This window comes from Kitasatospora sp. NPDC023118, from assembly GCF_055560875.1.
The window spans coordinates 133,121-149,715 of the sequence record NZ_JBVHHW010000012.1 but is presented as its reverse complement, the minus strand read 5'-3'; the positions used below and the strand labels follow the sequence as shown (position 1 = coordinate 149,715).

At 72.3% G+C, this 16,595-nt stretch carries 23 protein-coding genes and 1 pseudogene; 13 read left to right on the top strand and 11 right to left on the bottom strand.

Annotated elements, in window-relative coordinates; translation table 11 throughout:
- Window positions 1-35: 35 nt before the first annotated feature.
- Window positions 36-458, bottom strand: coding sequence for a type II toxin-antitoxin system VapC family toxin (locus ACZ3UD_RS17880; protein WP_387614014.1), 423 nt, complete (start codon window positions 456-458; stop codon window positions 36-38).
- On the bottom strand, window positions 451-735 hold the full coding sequence (locus ACZ3UD_RS17875) for a type II toxin-antitoxin system Phd/YefM family antitoxin (RefSeq protein WP_380611409.1): 285 nt from the start codon (window positions 733-735) through the stop codon (window positions 451-453). The genes ACZ3UD_RS17880 and ACZ3UD_RS17875 overlap by 8 nt, the downstream gene beginning before the upstream one ends.
- A 125-nt stretch (window positions 736-860) precedes the next feature.
- Between ACZ3UD_RS17875 and ACZ3UD_RS17870 the strand changes: the two genes are divergently transcribed.
- Window positions 861-1,154, top strand: coding sequence for a DUF6412 domain-containing protein (locus ACZ3UD_RS17870; protein WP_465587887.1), 294 nt, complete (start codon window positions 861-863; stop codon window positions 1,152-1,154).
- A 94-nt stretch (window positions 1,155-1,248) separates the two neighbouring features.
- The gene (locus ACZ3UD_RS17865) at window positions 1,249-1,941 is read left to right on the top strand and encodes a YidC/Oxa1 family membrane protein insertase (RefSeq protein ID WP_465587884.1); all 693 of its coding nucleotides are present in this window, start codon (window positions 1,249-1,251) and stop codon (window positions 1,939-1,941) included.
- Window positions 1,942-1,978: 37 nt separating this feature from the next.
- Here the strand turns inward: ACZ3UD_RS17865 and ACZ3UD_RS17860 are convergent, their stop codons facing one another.
- Window positions 1,979-2,668: an HAD family hydrolase gene (locus tag ACZ3UD_RS17860; protein WP_465587881.1), complete on the bottom strand. Its 690-nt coding sequence runs from the start codon at window positions 2,666-2,668 to the stop codon at window positions 1,979-1,981.
- A 94-nt stretch (window positions 2,669-2,762) separates the two neighbouring features.
- Window positions 2,763-3,329: an NUDIX hydrolase gene (locus ACZ3UD_RS17855; protein WP_465587879.1), complete on the bottom strand. Its 567-nt coding sequence runs from the start codon at window positions 3,327-3,329 to the stop codon at window positions 2,763-2,765.
- A 328-nt stretch (window positions 3,330-3,657) separates the two neighbouring features.
- Here ACZ3UD_RS17855 and ACZ3UD_RS17850 point away from each other — a divergent pair, with 328 nt between their 5' ends.
- The 6 genes and pseudogenes from ACZ3UD_RS17850 to ACZ3UD_RS17825 all read left to right on the top strand — a co-directional run.
- Complete coding sequence (locus ACZ3UD_RS17850; protein ID WP_465587876.1) at window positions 3,658-4,425, top strand: CDP-alcohol phosphatidyltransferase family protein; 768 nt, start codon at window positions 3,658-3,660, stop codon at window positions 4,423-4,425.
- Between the two features lie 62 nt (window positions 4,426-4,487).
- Entirely contained in the window at window positions 4,488-4,835 is a 348-nt protein-coding gene (locus tag ACZ3UD_RS17845) for a hypothetical protein (RefSeq protein ID WP_465587873.1), read from the top strand.
- Between the two features lie 220 nt (window positions 4,836-5,055).
- Window positions 5,056-6,054 (top strand): ArsR/SmtB family transcription factor, encoded by a 999-nt coding sequence (locus ACZ3UD_RS17840; protein ID WP_465587870.1) that lies wholly within the window; start codon window positions 5,056-5,058, stop codon window positions 6,052-6,054.
- Between the two features lie 124 nt (window positions 6,055-6,178).
- Complete coding sequence (locus ACZ3UD_RS17835; RefSeq protein WP_465587867.1) at window positions 6,179-6,382, top strand: hypothetical protein; 204 nt, start codon at window positions 6,179-6,181, stop codon at window positions 6,380-6,382.
- 37 nt (window positions 6,383-6,419) lie between these two features.
- The gene (locus ACZ3UD_RS17830) at window positions 6,420-7,487 is read left to right on the top strand and encodes a radical SAM protein (protein WP_465587864.1); all 1,068 of its coding nucleotides are present in this window, start codon (window positions 6,420-6,422) and stop codon (window positions 7,485-7,487) included.
- A 45-nt stretch (window positions 7,488-7,532) separates the two neighbouring features.
- Window positions 7,533-7,940, top strand: a pseudogene (locus ACZ3UD_RS17825) (IS701 family transposase); the annotation flags it as partial.
- 173 nt (window positions 7,941-8,113) lie between these two features.
- Here ACZ3UD_RS17825 and ACZ3UD_RS17820 read toward each other — a convergent pair.
- Window positions 8,114-8,464 (bottom strand): ArsR/SmtB family transcription factor, encoded by a 351-nt coding sequence (locus ACZ3UD_RS17820; RefSeq protein ID WP_465587861.1) that lies wholly within the window; start codon window positions 8,462-8,464, stop codon window positions 8,114-8,116.
- A gap of 109 nt (window positions 8,465-8,573) precedes the next feature.
- On the opposite strand from ACZ3UD_RS17820, the gene ACZ3UD_RS17815 reads away from it, so the two are divergent.
- Both ACZ3UD_RS17815 and ACZ3UD_RS17810 read left to right on the top strand, forming a co-directional pair.
- Complete coding sequence (locus tag ACZ3UD_RS17815) at window positions 8,574-9,563, top strand: quinone oxidoreductase family protein (RefSeq protein ID WP_465587857.1); 990 nt, start codon at window positions 8,574-8,576, stop codon at window positions 9,561-9,563.
- 91 nt (window positions 9,564-9,654) lie between these two features.
- Window positions 9,655-10,491 carry an NmrA family NAD(P)-binding protein gene (locus ACZ3UD_RS17810; RefSeq protein ID WP_465587854.1) on the top strand — a complete coding sequence of 279 codons (837 nt, stop codon included), beginning with the start codon at window positions 9,655-9,657 and terminating at the stop codon, window positions 10,489-10,491.
- Between the two features lie 122 nt (window positions 10,492-10,613).
- On the opposite strand, the gene ACZ3UD_RS17805 is transcribed toward ACZ3UD_RS17810, so the two are convergent.
- Complete coding sequence (locus ACZ3UD_RS17805; RefSeq protein WP_465587851.1) at window positions 10,614-11,789, bottom strand: alpha/beta hydrolase family protein; 1,176 nt, start codon at window positions 11,787-11,789, stop codon at window positions 10,614-10,616.
- Between the two features lie 95 nt (window positions 11,790-11,884).
- On the opposite strand from ACZ3UD_RS17805, the gene ACZ3UD_RS17800 reads away from it, so the two are divergent.
- The gene (locus tag ACZ3UD_RS17800) at window positions 11,885-12,850 is read left to right on the top strand and encodes a helix-turn-helix domain-containing protein (protein WP_465587848.1); all 966 of its coding nucleotides are present in this window, start codon (window positions 11,885-11,887) and stop codon (window positions 12,848-12,850) included.
- A gap of 14 nt (window positions 12,851-12,864) precedes the next feature.
- Here ACZ3UD_RS17800 and ACZ3UD_RS17795 read toward each other — a convergent pair whose 3' ends face one another.
- From ACZ3UD_RS17795 to ACZ3UD_RS17775, 5 genes are all read right to left on the bottom strand, one after another.
- Window positions 12,865-13,134, bottom strand: coding sequence for a hypothetical protein (locus ACZ3UD_RS17795; protein WP_465587845.1), 270 nt, complete (start codon window positions 13,132-13,134; stop codon window positions 12,865-12,867).
- Window positions 13,135-13,199: 65 nt separating this feature from the next.
- A complete protein-coding gene (locus tag ACZ3UD_RS17790) occupies window positions 13,200-13,754 on the bottom strand; it encodes a GNAT family N-acetyltransferase (RefSeq protein ID WP_465587842.1) in 555 nt (184 codons plus the stop codon).
- Between the two features lie 288 nt (window positions 13,755-14,042).
- Window positions 14,043-14,294: a hypothetical protein gene (locus ACZ3UD_RS17785; RefSeq protein WP_465587839.1), complete on the bottom strand. Its 252-nt coding sequence runs from the start codon at window positions 14,292-14,294 to the stop codon at window positions 14,043-14,045.
- Between the two features lie 375 nt (window positions 14,295-14,669).
- Window positions 14,670-14,930 (bottom strand): hypothetical protein, encoded by a 261-nt coding sequence (locus ACZ3UD_RS17780; protein WP_465587836.1) that lies wholly within the window; start codon window positions 14,928-14,930, stop codon window positions 14,670-14,672.
- Window positions 14,927-15,295, bottom strand: a complete 369-nt coding sequence (locus ACZ3UD_RS17775) for an ATP-binding protein (RefSeq protein ID WP_465587833.1) — start codon at window positions 15,293-15,295, stop codon at window positions 14,927-14,929. The genes ACZ3UD_RS17780 and ACZ3UD_RS17775 overlap by 4 nt, the downstream gene beginning before the upstream one ends.
- Window positions 15,296-15,511: 216 nt before the next feature.
- On the opposite strand from ACZ3UD_RS17775, the gene ACZ3UD_RS17770 reads away from it, so the two are divergent.
- Window positions 15,512-16,378 (top strand): helix-turn-helix domain-containing protein, encoded by an 867-nt coding sequence (locus ACZ3UD_RS17770; protein WP_465588082.1) that lies wholly within the window; start codon window positions 15,512-15,514, stop codon window positions 16,376-16,378.
- Entirely contained in the window at window positions 16,347-16,568 is a 222-nt protein-coding gene (locus ACZ3UD_RS17765) for a DUF397 domain-containing protein (protein ID WP_465587830.1), read from the top strand. The genes ACZ3UD_RS17770 and ACZ3UD_RS17765 overlap by 32 nt, the downstream gene beginning before the upstream one ends.
- The last annotated feature ends 27 nt before the right edge of the window (window positions 16,569-16,595 follow it).

Below are 16,595 nucleotides of genomic sequence, written 5' to 3'. Positions count from 1 at the left end.
CGGGGGGAGCCCGGAGCGCGACGGACCGGCCGCGCTCACACCCCGATGACCTCCACCGCCGAGCCCAGCCCCCGGAAGTCCGCCACGTTGCGGGTGTACAGCGGCAGCCCGTGGGCGGAGGCGACGGCGGCGATCATCAGGTCTATCCGACGCGGGCGCGGCTGCCGTCCGGCCGCGATGGTGAGAGTGACCAGCGTCCCGTAGCGGGCGGCGGCGGCCGCGTCGAAGGGCAGCGGGTCGAAGTCGGCCATCGCCGCACCCAGGACCTCCAGCCGGGCCGCCCGGCTGACCGGGTCCCGCGCCATCGAGACGCCCTGCTGCAGCTCGGCGAAGGTGATCGCGGTCAGCTCCGGCACGGCCGGCAGGTCGGCGGGGTTCAGCAGCGCCAGGTCGATGTACACACAGGTGTCCAGCACCCCGGCCGGCCGCCGCCGGGGCGCCCTGCGGCGCTCAGCCACGCCGCCGCTCGAACGGGTCGTCGCCCTCGTCCCCCACCAGCTCCTCGGGCCCGAAGTACTCCTCGGCCTCCTTGCGCAGCTGCTGGTAGTCCACCCGAGGCAGCTTCACGTGCCGCGCCACCAGCTCCTCCGCCGTGAGCCGTCGCCGCCCGGACACCGGCCGCAGCTCCGCGACCTCGACCCCGTTCCTGGTGATGTGGAAGGTCTCCCCCGCCTCCACCGCGTCCATCACCGCGGCGGAGTTGTTCCGGAACTCCCGCTGGGTAATCGTCTTCATCCATCCAAGGTAGCCCCGCGTAGCACCGCCGGCTACACCTCGCTCGGCACTGTGGGAACCCGGCAGGCCGTACGATCGTCCTGCTGAACGTCAGAAGCCGGGAACACACCGAAGGGGGGCGCGCCGTGGGCGTCGTAGCGATGCTGCTGGGGCTGCTCCGGGTGCTGACCGGACAACTGGTGACCGACGGCGGCGCACTCGCGTCCGTCGCCGCCGTGGCGGCCATGGTCCTGGTGGCCGGAGCGGTCGCGGGGGCGTTGGCCGGGACGCGGCTGTTGGGGGCGCGGGCGCCGACGGCGGTGCGCAGCGGGGTGCTGCGACGCCGGGCGTTCCGTACGGCGTTCCTTCCGCAGCGTGATCCGGACGCCCGGGGCAGGCGACGCCCCAGGGCGCCGGGGGCGGCCCCGGCGGCCGCGTAGATCCGCAGTTCCTCCGTACGGCTCCCCGTACGTCTTCCGCGGCCGTCCTCCGCCGATCACTCATGTCCTGAGACCTCGGAGGGCTCGCTTCACCATGTCCGTTCTGTCTGTTCTCGACCCGGCCGTCACCGTCGCCCACGCCGTGGTCTCCGCCATCGCCCACGTCCTGCCGACCGCGCTGGCGATCGTCCTGTTCGTCCTCGCCGTACGGCTCTGCCTGCACCCGCTGGCGCGGGCGGCGGCGCGCGGGGAGAAGGCCCGTTCGAAGCTCGCGCCGAAGGTCGCCGAGCTGAACAAGAAGCACAGGAACAACCCGGAGAAGGCGCGCGAGGCGCTCGCGGAGCTGTACCGGAAGGAGCAGGTCTCGCCGTTCGCGGGCTGCCTGCCGATGCTGATCCAGATCCCGTTCTTCTCGGTGATGTACCGCCTCTTCACCACCCCGAACGACCTGCTGGACCACACCCTGTTCGGCGTGCCGCTGGGCCTGCACGTCGGGAGCGCGCACGGCGCCGGGCAGTTCGCGGTGTTCGGGCTGCTGTACGCCGGGCTGGCGGCGGTCGGGTACGTCAACTACCGCCGGGCCCGGCGTGCGGCGGCCGCGCAGACCACTCCGCAGCCGGGGGCGTCGTTGCTGCCCTACCTGTCCTTCATCTCGGTGCTGTTCGCGATGCTGGTGCCGGTGGCGGCCGCGCTCTACCTGCTGACCACGAGCGTGTGGTCGGCCTCCGAGCGGGCCTGGCTGTACCGGGGCGGGGCGCCGGTCCCGGCGACCGCGCTCGCGGTCTAGCCGGCCCGCAAGCTCAGGAGCCCGGAAGCCCAGCGGCTCAGAAGTGGCGCAGCAGCTCCGGGAAGGCCGTGAGCCGCAGCGTCGCCTCCTCCGGGCCGAGCTCCTCGTGCTCCAGCACCCAGGTGTGCTCGTGCGGGATGAACACGGTGCGCAGCCCGGCCCGGTGGGCGGGGGCGATGTCGGACTTGGGCGAGTTGCCGATCATCCAGGTCCGCTCGGGGTCGAGGCCGAGCTCGGCGGTGAGCTTCCGGTAGGTGTCGACCGACTTCTCGGCCACGATGTGGATGCCGCGGAAGTGGTGGTCGATGGCGGAGGCCGCCACCTTGGCCCCTTGCTCCTCCTGGTCGCCCTTGGTGAGCAGCAGCAGGTGGTGCCGCCCGGCGAGGGCAGTCAGGGTGTCGGCGACGCCCGGGATCAGCTCGATCCCGCCGCGGTCGGTCAGCGGGGTGAGCAACTCGTCGATCCGGGCCAGCTCGGTGGCGGTGGGGGTGCGGTCGGCGTTGAGGTGCTGCAGGCAGTCGGCGAGGCTCTGACGGAAGACGGCGGCGCCGTAGCCGAGGGTGGCGGCGTTGGCGGCCTCGATCCGGTCGAGCACGGCCCGGGTGGCCTCGCGCTCGGCCGGGGCGGCGACCCAGTCCAGGAAGCCGTCGATGACCCGCTCGAAGAGGACGTTGTTCTCCCAGAGGGTGTCGTCGGCGTCGAAGACGAGAGTCTGGTCGGTGTGCATCGGAATCCTTCTGGCAGGCGGGAAGGGGTTCGGGCGGGAAGAGGTTTGGGCGGGACGGGGCTCCGACGAAACGGGGGCTCCGGCGGGACGGGTTTCAGCCGAGCAGGCGGGCGGCCCGGTCGAGGGTCTCGCGGAAGTTCTCCTCGGTGGTCCGCTGCTTGGCCTCCTCGATGCCCAACCACTCCAGCGGGGAGGCCGGGTTCTCCGGTCGGGCCTCGTCCGGGGTGTCGGTGGCCAGCAGGAAGCGCAGGTCGGCGTGCTCGTGGGCGGGCTCGACCGGCGAGGCCGGGACGGGCACCACGGCGAGGTGGACGAGCGCGGCGTCGGGCCAGGGGGTGAGGTCGGCGAGGCCGGTCTCCTCCAGGCCCTCGCGCAGCACGATGTCCAGCGGCAGGCTCTCCCCCGGGTCGCCGTGGCCGCCGACCTGCAGCCAGGCCTGCTGGCGGACGTGCCAGCGCAGCAGGACCCGGCGGGTCGGCGGGTGGACGATCAGCGCGGAGGCGGTGAAGTGCAGCGGGGTGCCGCGGTCCCACGCGTCGGGAGCGCCCACCCGGGCGCGGACCCGGGCGAGGTCGGCGATCTCCAACAGGCCCTGTGGCCGGTGGTCGTCCAGGAGTCGGGCCAGGTCGGGGCTGTGCGGCGCGGCGCCCGTGGTCACCATGATTCTGCTCTCCTCGTTCCGCCCCGGCGCCGCGTCGATCCGCGTCAACCGGCTTGCGGGAGCGGGCGATCGGGCCCGGGGGCTCCGGTTCCGGTGAACCCGCGAAGCCTAGCCCGGGGGTCTTCGGCCGGCCCACCGCTTTTCCGGCGCTCACCGGTTCCTCACCGCTCCCCTCGCCGCCCTGTTCACCACCGTGGTCACCGCCCTGTTCACCGTCCGCTCGACCGCCGTTCCACCGCCCCCGCCACCGCCGAACGAGTGGTCACAGCAGCGCTCCGGAGGCCGTAGCCTGTGGTGATCGTTTCGGGACAGGTGGAGGGATGTCGTCATGGTGGCTGCTCCGGCGCTCGCCGAGTTGCGCGAGGTGTGCCAGCCGCAGGCCAAGCTGCAGAGCCGCAACGGTGAGCACTGGGCGGGCCGGCTGTACATGCGGGCCGTCTCGCTGCGCACCACCCGGCAGCTGGTGCGGACCTCGGTGTCGCCGAACACCCTGACCTGGGTGATGGTGGCGTGCGGGGTCGGCGGCGGCGCGGCCCTGCTGATCCCGGGCCTGACGGGCGCGGTGCTGGCGGCGGTGCTGTTCCAGCTGTTCCTGCTGTTCGACTGCGTGGACGGCGAAGTGGCGCGCTGGAAGCGCCAGTTCAGCATGGCCGGGGTGTATGTGGACCGGCTCGGCGCCTACCTGGCCGACGCCGCGCTGATGATCGGCGCCGGCGTCCGGGCGGCGCGCGGCGGCTCGGAGCTGTGGGTGTCGGCGGGCCTGGCGGCCGCACTGGGCGTGGTGCTGCTGAAGGCCTCGACGGACCTGGTGGACGTGGCCCGCGCCCGCAGCGGTCAGCCGCCGGCGGACGAGGAGTCCACCCAGCCGCGTTCCCAGGGCATCGCGACGGCCCGTCGGTTCGCCTCGATCTTCAAGATCCACCGGGTGACGAACGGCATCGAGGCCTCCCTGGTGCTGCTGGCAGCGGCCGCGGTGGACGCCGGGCTCGGCAACCTGGACGCGACCCGGGCGACGCTCGCCGGGATCACGGTGATCACCTGGGGGATGGTGGTGGCGCACCTGGCGTCGATCCTGTCCTCCTCGCGGCTGCGCTGATCCCCGCACAACCACCGGTCCCCGTACGGCCTCTGGCTCCCGTACGGCCTCTGGCTTCCCGTATGGGCTCTGCCCCCCGCAGGACCGCCGCCCCCGCCCCGCCCCGTTGGGCCGTCCGCGCCGCGCACATCGCCGCGGTCTCCGCCCTGCCGGCCGGGCTGTGGCGGCTGGGGCTGGTCGCGGGCCGGCACGGCGGCTACACCGACGCGGGCCACCACGCGGTGGGCTTCACCGGCTGGGACGCGGTGTGGCCGGTCACCCTGAGCGTGCTCACCGAGGCGCTGGCCCTGCTCACCCCCGGCCTGGTCCGGCCGTGGGGCACGGTGCCGCCGGGCTGGTGCTGCTCTGGACGCCGTTCCTCAGAACACAACCACAGCCACCAGCTGAGCTCACAACTGTCCCGCCCATAACTGTGATTGCAACACTAGGGCGTGTCCGAAGCGGAGAAGACCGTTCGCTGTGCGGAACGGGTCCGCCCGGGTCCCCCACTCCCCTCGTGGCGGGGGCCCCGGGCGTCGACTTCGAGAAGCATGCCAAGCGCGGCGGCCGGACGGCCATGCATTAGCCTCTGGGCCTAATAGTCGACAACGCGTCAGGTCAGGGCGGCTGCGGGGATCCGGAGGAAGGTTCGTGATAGCACTGAAGTTCGGGGTGTCGGACCTTGCAAGGACCCGGTTCGTCGTCTCGCCGCTCGACCACCTGATGGCCGCCTCGGCTCGGCAGGGCGTGCACCAGGGCATCGGATCGCGCAGCGAGCGCTGGTGGCGGGACGTCCGCCGCCACGTGCCCCAAAGGGCCGGGCGCTTCCTCGACGTGGTCAACGCGAGCGCGATCGGCGTCCCGGACTTCATGGTGGCGGACCTCGACGCCGTCCGCCGGCAGCTGAGCGACGAGCTCGACGCACTCCTCGCCGTCCCGCAGCAGGCCGTCGAGGAGGACGTCGCGATGTTCGGCAGCGGGACCGAACTCCCGACCGCCCTCGCCCGGTTGCGCGACGACGGCAGCCGGGGCCTGCGCGAGGTCAGCGACGGTGCCTGGGCACTGTTCCGGTCCTGCCTCGCCCCGGACTGGCCCGAGATCCGGCGCGCCCTGGAGGCCGACATCGCCGTCCGGGCCCGCACCGCCGCCCGCTCCGGGATCGGCGCGATGCTCGACTCGCTCCACCCGAAGGCGGTCTGGCGGGACGAGGGAGTCCTGGAGTGCACCCTCGGCGAGCTGGAGGGCTCCTTCGAACTGGGCGGCCGGGGCTTGGAGCTGCGACCCAACTACTTCGTCCAGCAGAGCATCAGCCTCCTGGCCGGACCGGACCGCCAGAGCCTGCTGCTGCACCCCATCGTCGCCCCGGCCGCCGAGCCCCCGACCCGGCCGCCGACCGCCGACGGCCTCGCCGCCGTCCTCGGCCCCGCCAGGGCCCGGGTCCTGCGCACCATCGCCGGCGGCTCCTGCTCCACCACCGAACTCGCCCAGCGGCTCGGCGTCACCCCGCCGTCCGCCTCCGCGCACGCCGCCGCCCTGCGCGCCGCCGGGCTGATCACCACCCGGCGCCAGGGCAAGCAGGTCCAGCACACCGTGAGCGAGGTCGGGCACGACCTGCTGCTCGACAACCCGGACGCCGCGCGGGCGGGGTAGGGCCCGGGTCGTCCGGGCGGCCGCGAGAAGTGGCAGGGGCCGATGGTGTGCGGAAGAGTCGTCGGCGCGGCGAGGGCCCGAACCCTCGCGCATCCTCTGCACCTTCTCTGTAGGAAGAGTCGCCATGAGTACTCCGCAGGCCGGCAAGCCCGGCGTCGACGTCAAACTGGACGAGCAGGGCCGCATCGTCGTCACCTCACCTGAGCTGTCGGCCCAGGCGTTCGTCGGGCACGGGGGCAACATCCCCTTCGACCCCGAGATGCGTCGAGGCGTCACCAACGTCTGCCCCAACCTGGTCGCGGGCTGCGGCAGCCCCGCCCGGGTCTGACCCGACGGTCCGGTCAGGTCCGAGGAGACCCACGCCCATGACGCAGACCCTCACCGGACCCGGCACGCGGGGGAGCACCTCCCTCGCCTTCCGGAAGCAGCTCGCGGCGTCCCTGACGAACGAGATCCTGCACCTCATCGTCCTGCCCACGGAGCAGTGCAACTTCCGCTGCACCTACTGCTACGAGGACTTCGCCGTCGGCCGGATGGGCGAGGACACGGTCGGCGCGCTCAAACGACTGATCGACCGGCGCGCAGAGGGTCTGCGACGCCTGGACATCTCCTGGTTCGGCGGGGAACCGATGCTCGCGCGCGGCATCGTGCAGGAAGTGTCGGCGCACGCGGCGCGGTTGGCCGCAGGCCGGGCGGACTTCGCGTTCGGCGCCGACATGACCACCAACGGCTACCTGCTCGACGCCGAGGCCGTCCGCGAGCTCGCGGCGCTCGGCGTCGAGCGGTACCAGGTCTCGCTGGACGGCCCCGCCGCCGCGCACGACACGACCCGGCTCCGCGCCGACGGCCGCGGTTCGTTCGACCGGATCTGGCGCAACCTGCTGGAGATCAGGGACAGCGCCCTGCCGGTCGGCATGCTGTTGCGGGTCCACCTCACCCCCGCCAACCTGCCGCTGATGCCCGAGTTCGTCGCGCGGCTGCGCGACACCTTCCTGCGGGACGAGCGGTTCACGCTCCACCTCAAGCCGGTGGAGCGGATGGGCGGTCCGAACGACGCGGCGATGGAGATCCTCTCCCTGGACGCCCGCCACCACACCGTGGACGAGCTCACGGCGATCGCGTACGAAGGCCTCCCGGCGCCCGCCTCCGACGGCCTGCCCGTCTGCTACGCCGCACGCCCCAACTCCCTGGTGATCCGCGCCGACGGCACCGTCGCCAAGTGCACGGTGGCGTTCTCCGACCCTGCCAACGCCATCGGCCGGCTGCTGCCGGACGGCACCCTGCGGATCGACGACCAACGGCTGGCCCCCTGGGTGCGCGGCTGGGCGGCCGGCGACGAGGACGCGGTGCACTGCCCGTACCGGGGCATGCCGCGCCGCCGGGAGCCGGCCGTGCTGCAGATCGGCACCCGGCGGGAGCTCCGGAGGACGTGACGGGGACGCGACGGGGACATGACGGGGACGTCAGTGGCGTTCCAACTGCCCCGGCAGGCCTGGAAGCGACTGTCCGGCGGCAAGGGCTCGCACGGAGAGCGGATCTACGACTGGGCCCGCGTGGCGGTCCGCCCCGTGGGGGCGGACCGCGTCGGCCACTGGGTCCTGGCCCGCCGCTCCGTCAAGGACCCCACCGAGATCGCCCACCACGTCTGCTACGGCCCCGTTGCCACCCGGCTGAAGGACCTGGTCAAGGTCGCCTCAGCCAGGTGGGCGATCGAAGAATCGCTCCAGGTCGCGAAGAACGAGTGCGGCCTGGAGCACTACCAGGTCCGCCGCTACGACGCCTGGTACCGGCACATCACCCTGGCCATGGCCGCCCTCGCCGCACTTACCGCCATCCGCGCCGACGAGTTGGAAGAGGGGGATGCCGATTGGGACGAACCGACCTGATACCCCTGTCCGTCGCGGAGGTCCGCCGCCTCATCGGCCTGGTCCCTCCGGCCACACTGGCTCACCCCACAGCACCATCTGCACTGCTCATGGTGGAGACGCCTCAGTCAGATCCGAGCCCGCCGCAGCCACTACAAACACAGAGGCCACACCCCATAACCGTGATTGCAGCACTAGGCCGCCTCGACCGCGACGTCGTTGCGGGCGAGCGCGGCGAGAACCGTGTCGAGCAGGCCGGGGAAGCGCCGCTCCAGGTCGACCGTGCGCAGGGCGGAGAACCGGCGGTTGGCCTCCTCTCGCTGGGTGATCACGCCGGACTCCCGCAGCACCTTGAAGTGGTGGCTGAGGGTGGACGGCGCGACGTCCACCGGGAAGGTGCCGCAGGCCCGTTCGGGTTCGTCCCGCAGCACGCGGACGATGGTCATCCGGGTCGGGTCGGAGAGCGCGTGCAGAACGTCGTACAGGTCGATCTCCTCGGTCGTGGGGTGCGCGAGCGCCGGTCGGCGGCGGGTGCTGCGGGGCATGGACAACCTCCCTGATCTGCGATGTTCGACAACCATCAAAACAGCGTGGTACCAATGACTCACGGCAATTTCGCCGTTCGTCGAACATCGTAGTCGAGGGGGCACGAGCATGCGCGCACTGGTGATGACCGCACCCGGTGGAGCCGAGAACTCCGAGGTCCGGCAGATGGAGGCACCGCACCCCGGCCCCGGCCAGGTGGCGATCGACGTCGCCTGGGCCGGACTGAACTTCGTGGACGTGATGGCCCGCCGCGGCGACGGCGGCTACGCCGCCGAGTGGCCGTACCTGCCGGGCAAGGAGGTGGCCGGCACGGTCCGGGAGCTCGGCGAGGGTGTCACCGGACTGGCCGTGGGCGACCGGGTGGTGGCCGCGCCGGTCCGTGGCGGGCTGGCCGAGGTCGTCGTCGCGGAGGCCGTCCTGACCGTCCCGGTCCCGGACGGGCTGGCGCTCAACGCCGCCGCGGCCGCCCCGCTGGGCCTCGCCACCGCCGTCCTGCTGCTGACCGACGCGGGCCGGCTGACCGCCGGGGACAACGTCCTGGTCCACTCGGCCGGCGGCGGCATCGGCAGCGCGATAGCCCAGCTGATCCCGCTGCTCGGCGGCGGGGGCACGCTGATCGGCACGGTCGGCCGCCCGGAGAAGGCCGCGGCCGCGGTAGAGCTGGGCTACGACCACGCGTTCGCCCGCGACGAGAAGCTCGCCGACGCCGTCCGCGCCGCGACCGACGGCCGGGGCGTCGACCTGGTGCTCGACCCGCTGGGCACCGCCGCGCTGGAGCTCGACCTGGACGTCACCGCACCCGGCGGCCGGATCGTCCTGTTCGGCAACGCGGGCGGCGGCACCGTCAGCGACCTGCCCCCGCTCGGGCGCCTGATGGGCGGCAACCTCTCCATCACCGGCTTCAGCCACCGCGCCTTCGCCGCCACCGCCCCCGAGCGCCTCGCCCGCGCCATCCGCACCACCCTCGACCTCCAGGCGAACAGCGGCCTGAGCGTCCCGCTCACCGAACTGCCCGGCCTGGAGGCCGTCCCGGCCGCGCACGACGCGATGCAGGAGGGACGGGCCACCGGCAAGTACGTGGTGCGCGTGGCCGGTTGACCGTCAGACGATGAAGACCGCCGCCGGGTCGGCGTGCAGGTGCGAGATCCAGATCGGCATAGTCCGGGCCCGCCCGGTGTTCGGAGCCGGCATGACCAAGATTCTGGTGATCGGCGCAAACGGCAGTGTGGGCAGGCACGTTGTGGCCTCGCTGGCCGAAGGCGGGGACGAGGTACGGGCATTGGTGCGGGACGCCGCCAAGGCCGCGCTGCCCGCGGGGGTGGAGGCCGTGCGGGGGGATCTGGCGGCGCCGGAGAGCCTGGTGGGCGCGCTGCGGGGCGGGGTGGAGAGCGTCTACCTGATGTGGCCCGGGATCCCGGTGCAGCCGCGGGTGGTGGAGCTGATCGCCGAGCACGCCGAGCGGGTCGTCTATCTGTCGGCGGATGTGGCCGACCTCGCGGACGACGAGCCGGCGGTGATCTTCCACCAGGAGATCGAGCGGTTGATCCGCAAGTCCGGCCTGGGCTGGACCTTCGTCCGGGCGATCGACTTCGCGGGCAACATGCTCGGCTGGGCGGACCAGGTGCGCCAAGGCGTCGTCTGCTGGCCGTACGGCGAGGCGCGCCGCTCGCTGATCCACGAGCGGGACATCGCGGACGTGGCGGTGGCGGCGCTCACCGAGGACGGGCACGACGGCGGCAAGTACGTGGTCACCGGGCCCGAGTCGATCTCCCACGCCGAGCTGGCGCGGATCATCGGCGAGGAGACCGGCGCCGAGGTGCGCTGGGAGGAACTCGCGCCCGAGACGGCCCGCGAGCAGCTGACGGCGGCCTGGGGGAACGCGGCGTTCGTGGACGCCCGACTGCGGGCGTGGGAGGCGTTCACGCGCGAGCCGGAGCGGGTGACGGACACCGTGCAGCAGGTGCTCGGGCGCCCGGCGCGCAGCTTCCGCTCGTGGGTGCGCGACCACGCGGAGGACTTCCGGTAGCGGCCCGCCCGGGTCGGGGCCCGTTGCACGCCACGGGCCCCGACCCGGGCGAGGCGGCGAACGGAGGCGTCCCCCTTTCGCTGCCGGCCACCGCCCGTCCGGCGGCCGGCACTCCGCGCGCCCTAAATGGTCAGGTGGCGGGCGAAGAAGCGGCGGATCGTGCGGCGCACCTCCGGGACGGAGACGGCGGGCGGGACGCTGCCGATCACCGCATTCCGGCGCTCCGCCGTGATCAGCCCGGCCGCCTGGAGCTGGGGCAGCACGGCCGCGAAGTCGGTGAACACCCAGTGGTCGGCGTCGGCGACGAGCGTGCGGCGGACCGTACGGCCGGAGCGGGCGAGCAGGGCCGACCAGGAGCGGTCCAGCTCCCGCCGGCGGGCGAACTCCGTGCTGCCGAGCAGCAGCAGCGGGCGGTCGACGCCCTGGGCGGCGACCGGGAGCAACTCGCCGGACGGGGAGTCGAGGTAGCCCTCCAGGTTGATCCCGGCGCGGATCCGCCGGTCCTCGTGCAGTACCTCCGACACTGCGGTGGCGCCCGCCGAGTGCCCGTAGACGCCGAGGCGGCGCAGGTCGAGGGTGGCGGCGAGTCCGGGCGGCAGCGGAAGGTCGGCGGCGTGGCGCAGGCGGTCGAGGACGAAGTGGAGGTCGGCGATCCGGGCGTCGATCATGGTGCGGAAGACGTCCGGCTGGTCGCGCGGGTCGCCGCGCAGGACGGTCGTCCGCACCTGCTCGCGCCGGAAGGGCGTGGTGCCGGGGAACTCGACCGCGAGGGCGTCGCCGGGGTGGTCGACCGAGACGACGACGGCGCCGTGGCTCACCAACTCCTCGGCCAGGGTGGTCCCGAGGCCGCGCGGGTCGCCGCCGCCGGGGCTGTGCACCAGCACCGGACGGCGGCCCGGCAGCGGCGGGGCGTCCTCGCAGGAATGGGAGAGGGCGCCGGCCCAGTCCACGCCGGGGCCGGGGAGTTGGAGCGGGGTCTGCGGGAGGATCTGCCCGAAGGCGTCCGCGGCCCGTGGGGGCAGCTGCGGGGCCGGAGTGCGGCCGGCGACGGAGCGCGCCGGGTAGTAGACGGTCAACATCAGCTCGCGGCAGTGGATTTCGGACGCCCAGGGGTCGGGACGGGAAGTGTCGACGAGGTAGAGCGAGTGACGTCCTACGGGGTACCCGCCGGTCGGGGCGGGAAGGACGGGGATCAGGTCGCCCGAGGCCGCCCGGGCTGGACCGGCGTCGAGCAGCAGGGCGGCGGAGGTAAGCAGGGCGGACTTTGCGACGGTGCGCCGGCTCAGGTGGCGGTTCATACCGCGCATGCTGTCCGGCCGGGGCTACTGCGGGCGATCGTTTAGCTTGGAGGCTCAAGGATGGCGCGCGCGTTGAGCGCCGGGCAGGGGGCGTAGTGATCCGGATCCACCTCGCGCCGGACGACTTCGGCCGGGTCCGCCTCGCGCCCCGGCCCGCCCCGCTCCAGGAACTGCACGCGGCGCTGGCGACGATGGGCGTCCCGGACGGCAACCTGCTGCACATGCCCTGGCGGCGCCGGGCGCTGCGGGCGCTGCCGGACGCGGCCCGCCCGCTCGCGGACCTCGTGCCGGCCGGGCGTGCGCCGGGCTTCCTGGACACGACGGCGGACACGCTGCCGGATGCGATGGACCAAGTCGCCTCGTGGCCGGTCGAGTTCGTGGGTGCCGAGCTGGAGCGCGGCTACGCGCCCGTACGAGCGCCCGCCCCGGCGTGGCTCCGGGGCCTGCACCGGGGCGAGCCCGAGGCGTGGCGACTGGTCCGGCAGGCGCAGCAGGCGACGTTCGGGGCGCTGCTCGGCCCGGTCTGGGCGCAGGTGCAGGACCTGCACCACGCGGAGTTCGTGCGCCGGGCCGTGCAGCTGGCCGAGGGCGGGGTGGGTGCGCTGCTCGCGGGGCTGCTGCCGGGCGGCCGACTGGCGGACGGCGGGGCGTGGGAACTGCCGGGCCGCGCACGGGAGATCCGGGTCGGCGGCCGCGGGCTGCTGCTCCTGCCCAGCTTCCACTGGTTCGGCGAACCACTGCTGTCCGACCTGCCGGGCCGCCCGGTCACGGTCACCTACCCGGCCGGGTCCGGCTTCCCGCCGCTGCCCGACGGCACGGCCGGCCCTGCGGCCCTGGCGAAGGTGATCGGCGGCACCCGCGCGGAGTTGCTGCACCTGCTGGCCGACGAGCACACCACCACCGAGCTGGCCCGGCGGCTGCGCGTCAGCGCCGCGACAGCGTCGGCGCACACGGCGGCCCTGCGCGGCGCCGGGCTGATCACCACCTCCCGCGCCGGGAAGGCGGTGCTGCACCGACGCACGGCGCTGGGCAGCCTGCTGCTGGGCACGGACGGCAGCTGAGCACGCGGCCGGCGCTACCCGGCGGCCTCCAGCAGGATGCGCAGGAGGTCGTCGGGCGCTTCGGCCACGATGTCGTGGCCGTGCGGGAGGGTGCGCACCCGCCAGGACGGGTCCAGGCCGAGCCGCTCGTGGAACGGGGCGAACGGGGTGCCCTCGAACCCGGACGTGTAGACGTGATGGCAGCGCTTGACGCCGTCCTCGCCGGTCGGCCTGATCCGCTGCAGCATCGCGGCGAGCGGTTGTGACGTGGTGCCGGGCGAGGTCCGGATCGGCGGCGGGACCATGGAGTCGCCGTCCTCCCCAGGTGTGCCGGGCTCCCGATTCCCCGGAGGCCCGGCGCCGCCGGTGGTCAGCCCCGCAGGACCGCCAGTTCGATCTCCCGGTGCGTCGAGTCGCCCGGCAGCGGCACCGAGACGCCGGAGCGCTTGAAGCCGGCCCGGACGTACATCGCCTCGGCACGGGCGTTGTCCTCGTGGACGAACAGCCGCACCCGCTCGATGCGGGGCTCGGTGAGCGACCACGACCAGTCCTGGGCGGCCCGGATGAGCTCGTGCGCCAGGCCGGTACCGCGCGCCTCGGGGCGGACGTAGACGCCGACCAGGTGGGTCTGCGGAACCTCGATGACGTCGCCGCCGAGAACCCCTTCCCCGCCGGGCCGCTCGACCAGCACGGTCATGGTGCCGAGCCAGCGGCCGTCCTCGGCCTCCGCGACGATCTGCCGCACGGTGTCGCCCTCGGCCGCGCCGGTGGTGCGGGCCTGCCAGAACTCGTCGGGCTGGGCGGCGGCATTCTCGTACGTGTCGAGGAAGGCGATGCCGGCGACCGGGTCCCGCAGGGCGTCCAGTCGGATCGCCTTGACCCGCTCCCATTCCTCGGTCCGTACGCGTCTGATGATGGTGCTCATCACACGATGATCACCAGTGCCAGCGGCCCTGACAACCCCTTTTTACGGCCGCCGACATGTGCGTTTCCTCTCCCTGACGTGACATCGGCCTCCGGAGGACCTCGGAGGCCGGTGCCACGACAGCGGGCGGAGACGTTCGGGAGTCCGCAGCACGCCGAGGAGGAGTTGGACCGGTGCGCCGATTCCGGCGTCCGGGCGTTCCTCGCCGCCAATCGGTGAGGTGCTTCACGCGCAGGAGGTCGGCCGGGCCGACTTCCTGCGCAGCGGGTCACGGGAGAGGGCGGGCGGTCACCCGACCAGCGGTTCGAGATGGTCCATCGCGCTGGAGAAGTCCTCGACCATCTGGTCGTACGCGCCGGGATCGCCGGATGTCACCGCGTCACAGCGCGTAGCGGCCTTCTGCAGGCCGCTGAGGACCTGCACCCATTCGTCCGGTGCGCCCGCCTCCGGCTGCAGCCCGTTGACCTTCGCCGCCATCGCGGTGCACGCCTTGCCAACGGTCTTGGCATCGCCGTGCGCGCTCGTGATCGTCGAGACCATGGGGATCACCGCGGAGCTCACGGTGCTGAACTGCGAGGACGTCAGGGCCCAGGCCTGCGCGGCACTGCCACTACCGCTTGGGCTGGGGCGCGCGCCGGAGTTCGCCGGGGAGGAAGTGGGGGACACGGCAGCTTCCGTGGTGCTGGAAGCGGCTGCGGACGTGGCCGCCACCTTGTTGCTTGCAGGAGCAGCACTCGCACAGCCCGCCAGTACAGCTGTGGCGGTTACGAGCAGACATGCTGCGGTGGTGCGGCGCATCCGTTTCCTTCGACTCGTTGATACAGCGGCTCGCGACTGTATCCATTGGCCAGCCCGTGGCCAACCGAGTTCGGGCTTCGCAGATGGCGCCGACCAGGGCGGCCAGGAGGTTGAGGGTCAGGAGCCCGAGCACCGGTCCCGCTCGCGCTTGTACTCGCGGATGAGGGCGAGGAGGTTGATCAGGGTACTGGCCGGGATGTTGCCGAGGTTGACGAGCGGGCGGCCCTGGAGGTTGATCTCACCCGGGTCCGCGGAGGGCCAGAGCAGGCCGAACTCGCGCCCTTCGGTGCGGAGTTCGACGATGAGTTCGGTGACCTGGCGGGCAGTGAGGTGGAGCAGGGCCGGGTCGGCGGGGTGGATCGGGTGGTGGGCGCTCACGCGACACCGTCCAGCTCCAGCTCGAACCAGATGGTTTTGCCGAGCTTCTGGGGGTCGACGCCCCAGCGGTGGGTGAGGGCGGCGACGAGCTGGAGGCCCCGGCCGGACTCGGAGAGGAGGGAGGGCGAGAACTGCTCGGGGAGGACGGGCGAGCGGTCGGAGACGTTGACCCGGAGGGTGTTGTCGCGAAAGAGGATGACGAGGGTGGGAGAGGTCGTCCCGCCGTGGCGCCAGGCGTTGACGATGAGTTCGACCATCGCGAGCTCGGCGTCGGCGATGAGGGAGGGGGGCCAGCCGGCGGAGGCCATCACGGAGTTGAGGGTGTCGCGGGAGATGGTGAGGGAGGGGGAGTTGAGGTTGCGCACAGGGGTCTCCCAGAAGGAAGGAAGGGATGAGCCGAGCGGGCTGTCGCCGTGAGCAAGTCCGGGCATGGGTGCTCTGCGGTGCGAGGCAGCGTTACTGACGCCCGCATCGGTGATCGGTGCATCACCGACTGTAAGGCATCGGTGGTACATGTTGGGGTACTTCTACCCCAGCTCTTCACTCGATCGATGGATTGCTGGACCCTTCAAGGGATAGCGATGGATGCTTGGGGCATGCCACCACGAACTACCCCGTCAGCCAGGCAGGAACGAGTAGGCATCGAGCTGCGGAAGATGCGCGACAGCGCCGGCCGCACGACTGCCGAAGCCGCCGCGCTGTTCGGGTTCGCCCGAACGAAGATCACTCAGATCGAGAAGGGGCAGTACCCGATCAGCGCCGAGCGGGTACGCATGCTCGCTTGCGACTACGAGGAGAGCGATCACGCCTTCGTAGAGGCACTCGCGGCCATGGCCGAGGAGCGCTACAGGGGTTGGTGGGAGGAGTACCGAGGCTCCGTACCGGTCGGCTTCCTCGACATTGCCGAGGTCGAGTACTTCTCCAGGGGAATGCACACCTATCAGATCTCGCATGTCCCAGGTGCCATGCAGACCGAGGAGTACGGACGATCCATCTTCGGGGATCTCTACCCACCGCTCTCGCCACGTCTCCTGGAAGCCCGCGTAGAGCATCGAGTGCAGCGTTCGGCCTTCCTGATGCGGGAAGACGGTGAACCGTACTCGGCGTTGGTCCATGAGGCTGCCCTGCGAATGCTGTTCGGGGGCCGTGATGCCGCAAAACGACAGATGGACAAGCTGCTTGAGTACTCGGAGTTGCCCCACGTGAATCTTCGAGTGATCCCCTTCAGCACCAATGGTTTCATGGGCGCAGGGCAAGGCATCGTCTATGCGAACGGCCCAGTGCCCCGCCTGGACACCGTCCAGCTCGATGCGGTGGGCGGTCCCGCGTTCCTTCACGAGCAACGGCAGATGGAGAACTACCGTCACATCATCGACAAGATGACTGAGCGAGCCCTCACCAAGAGCCAGTCTCGCGATGCCATCAGGCTCATCAAGAAAGAGATCTAGCGTCATGGAAACACTTCACTGGAAGCGGCCGGAAGCGTGCCCCGATGGCTCAAGCTGCCCGGAGGTGGCCATAGGCCCCGACTCCGTCTACGTCCGCAGCAGCCTCCTCCCCGACGCCATCGCCCAACTCACCCCCACCGAATGGCGCGACCTCGTCTCCGCCATCCGCGCCGGGGAATTCGACGTCTGATCTGAATCGAAGAGGGCGGGCCGTTCT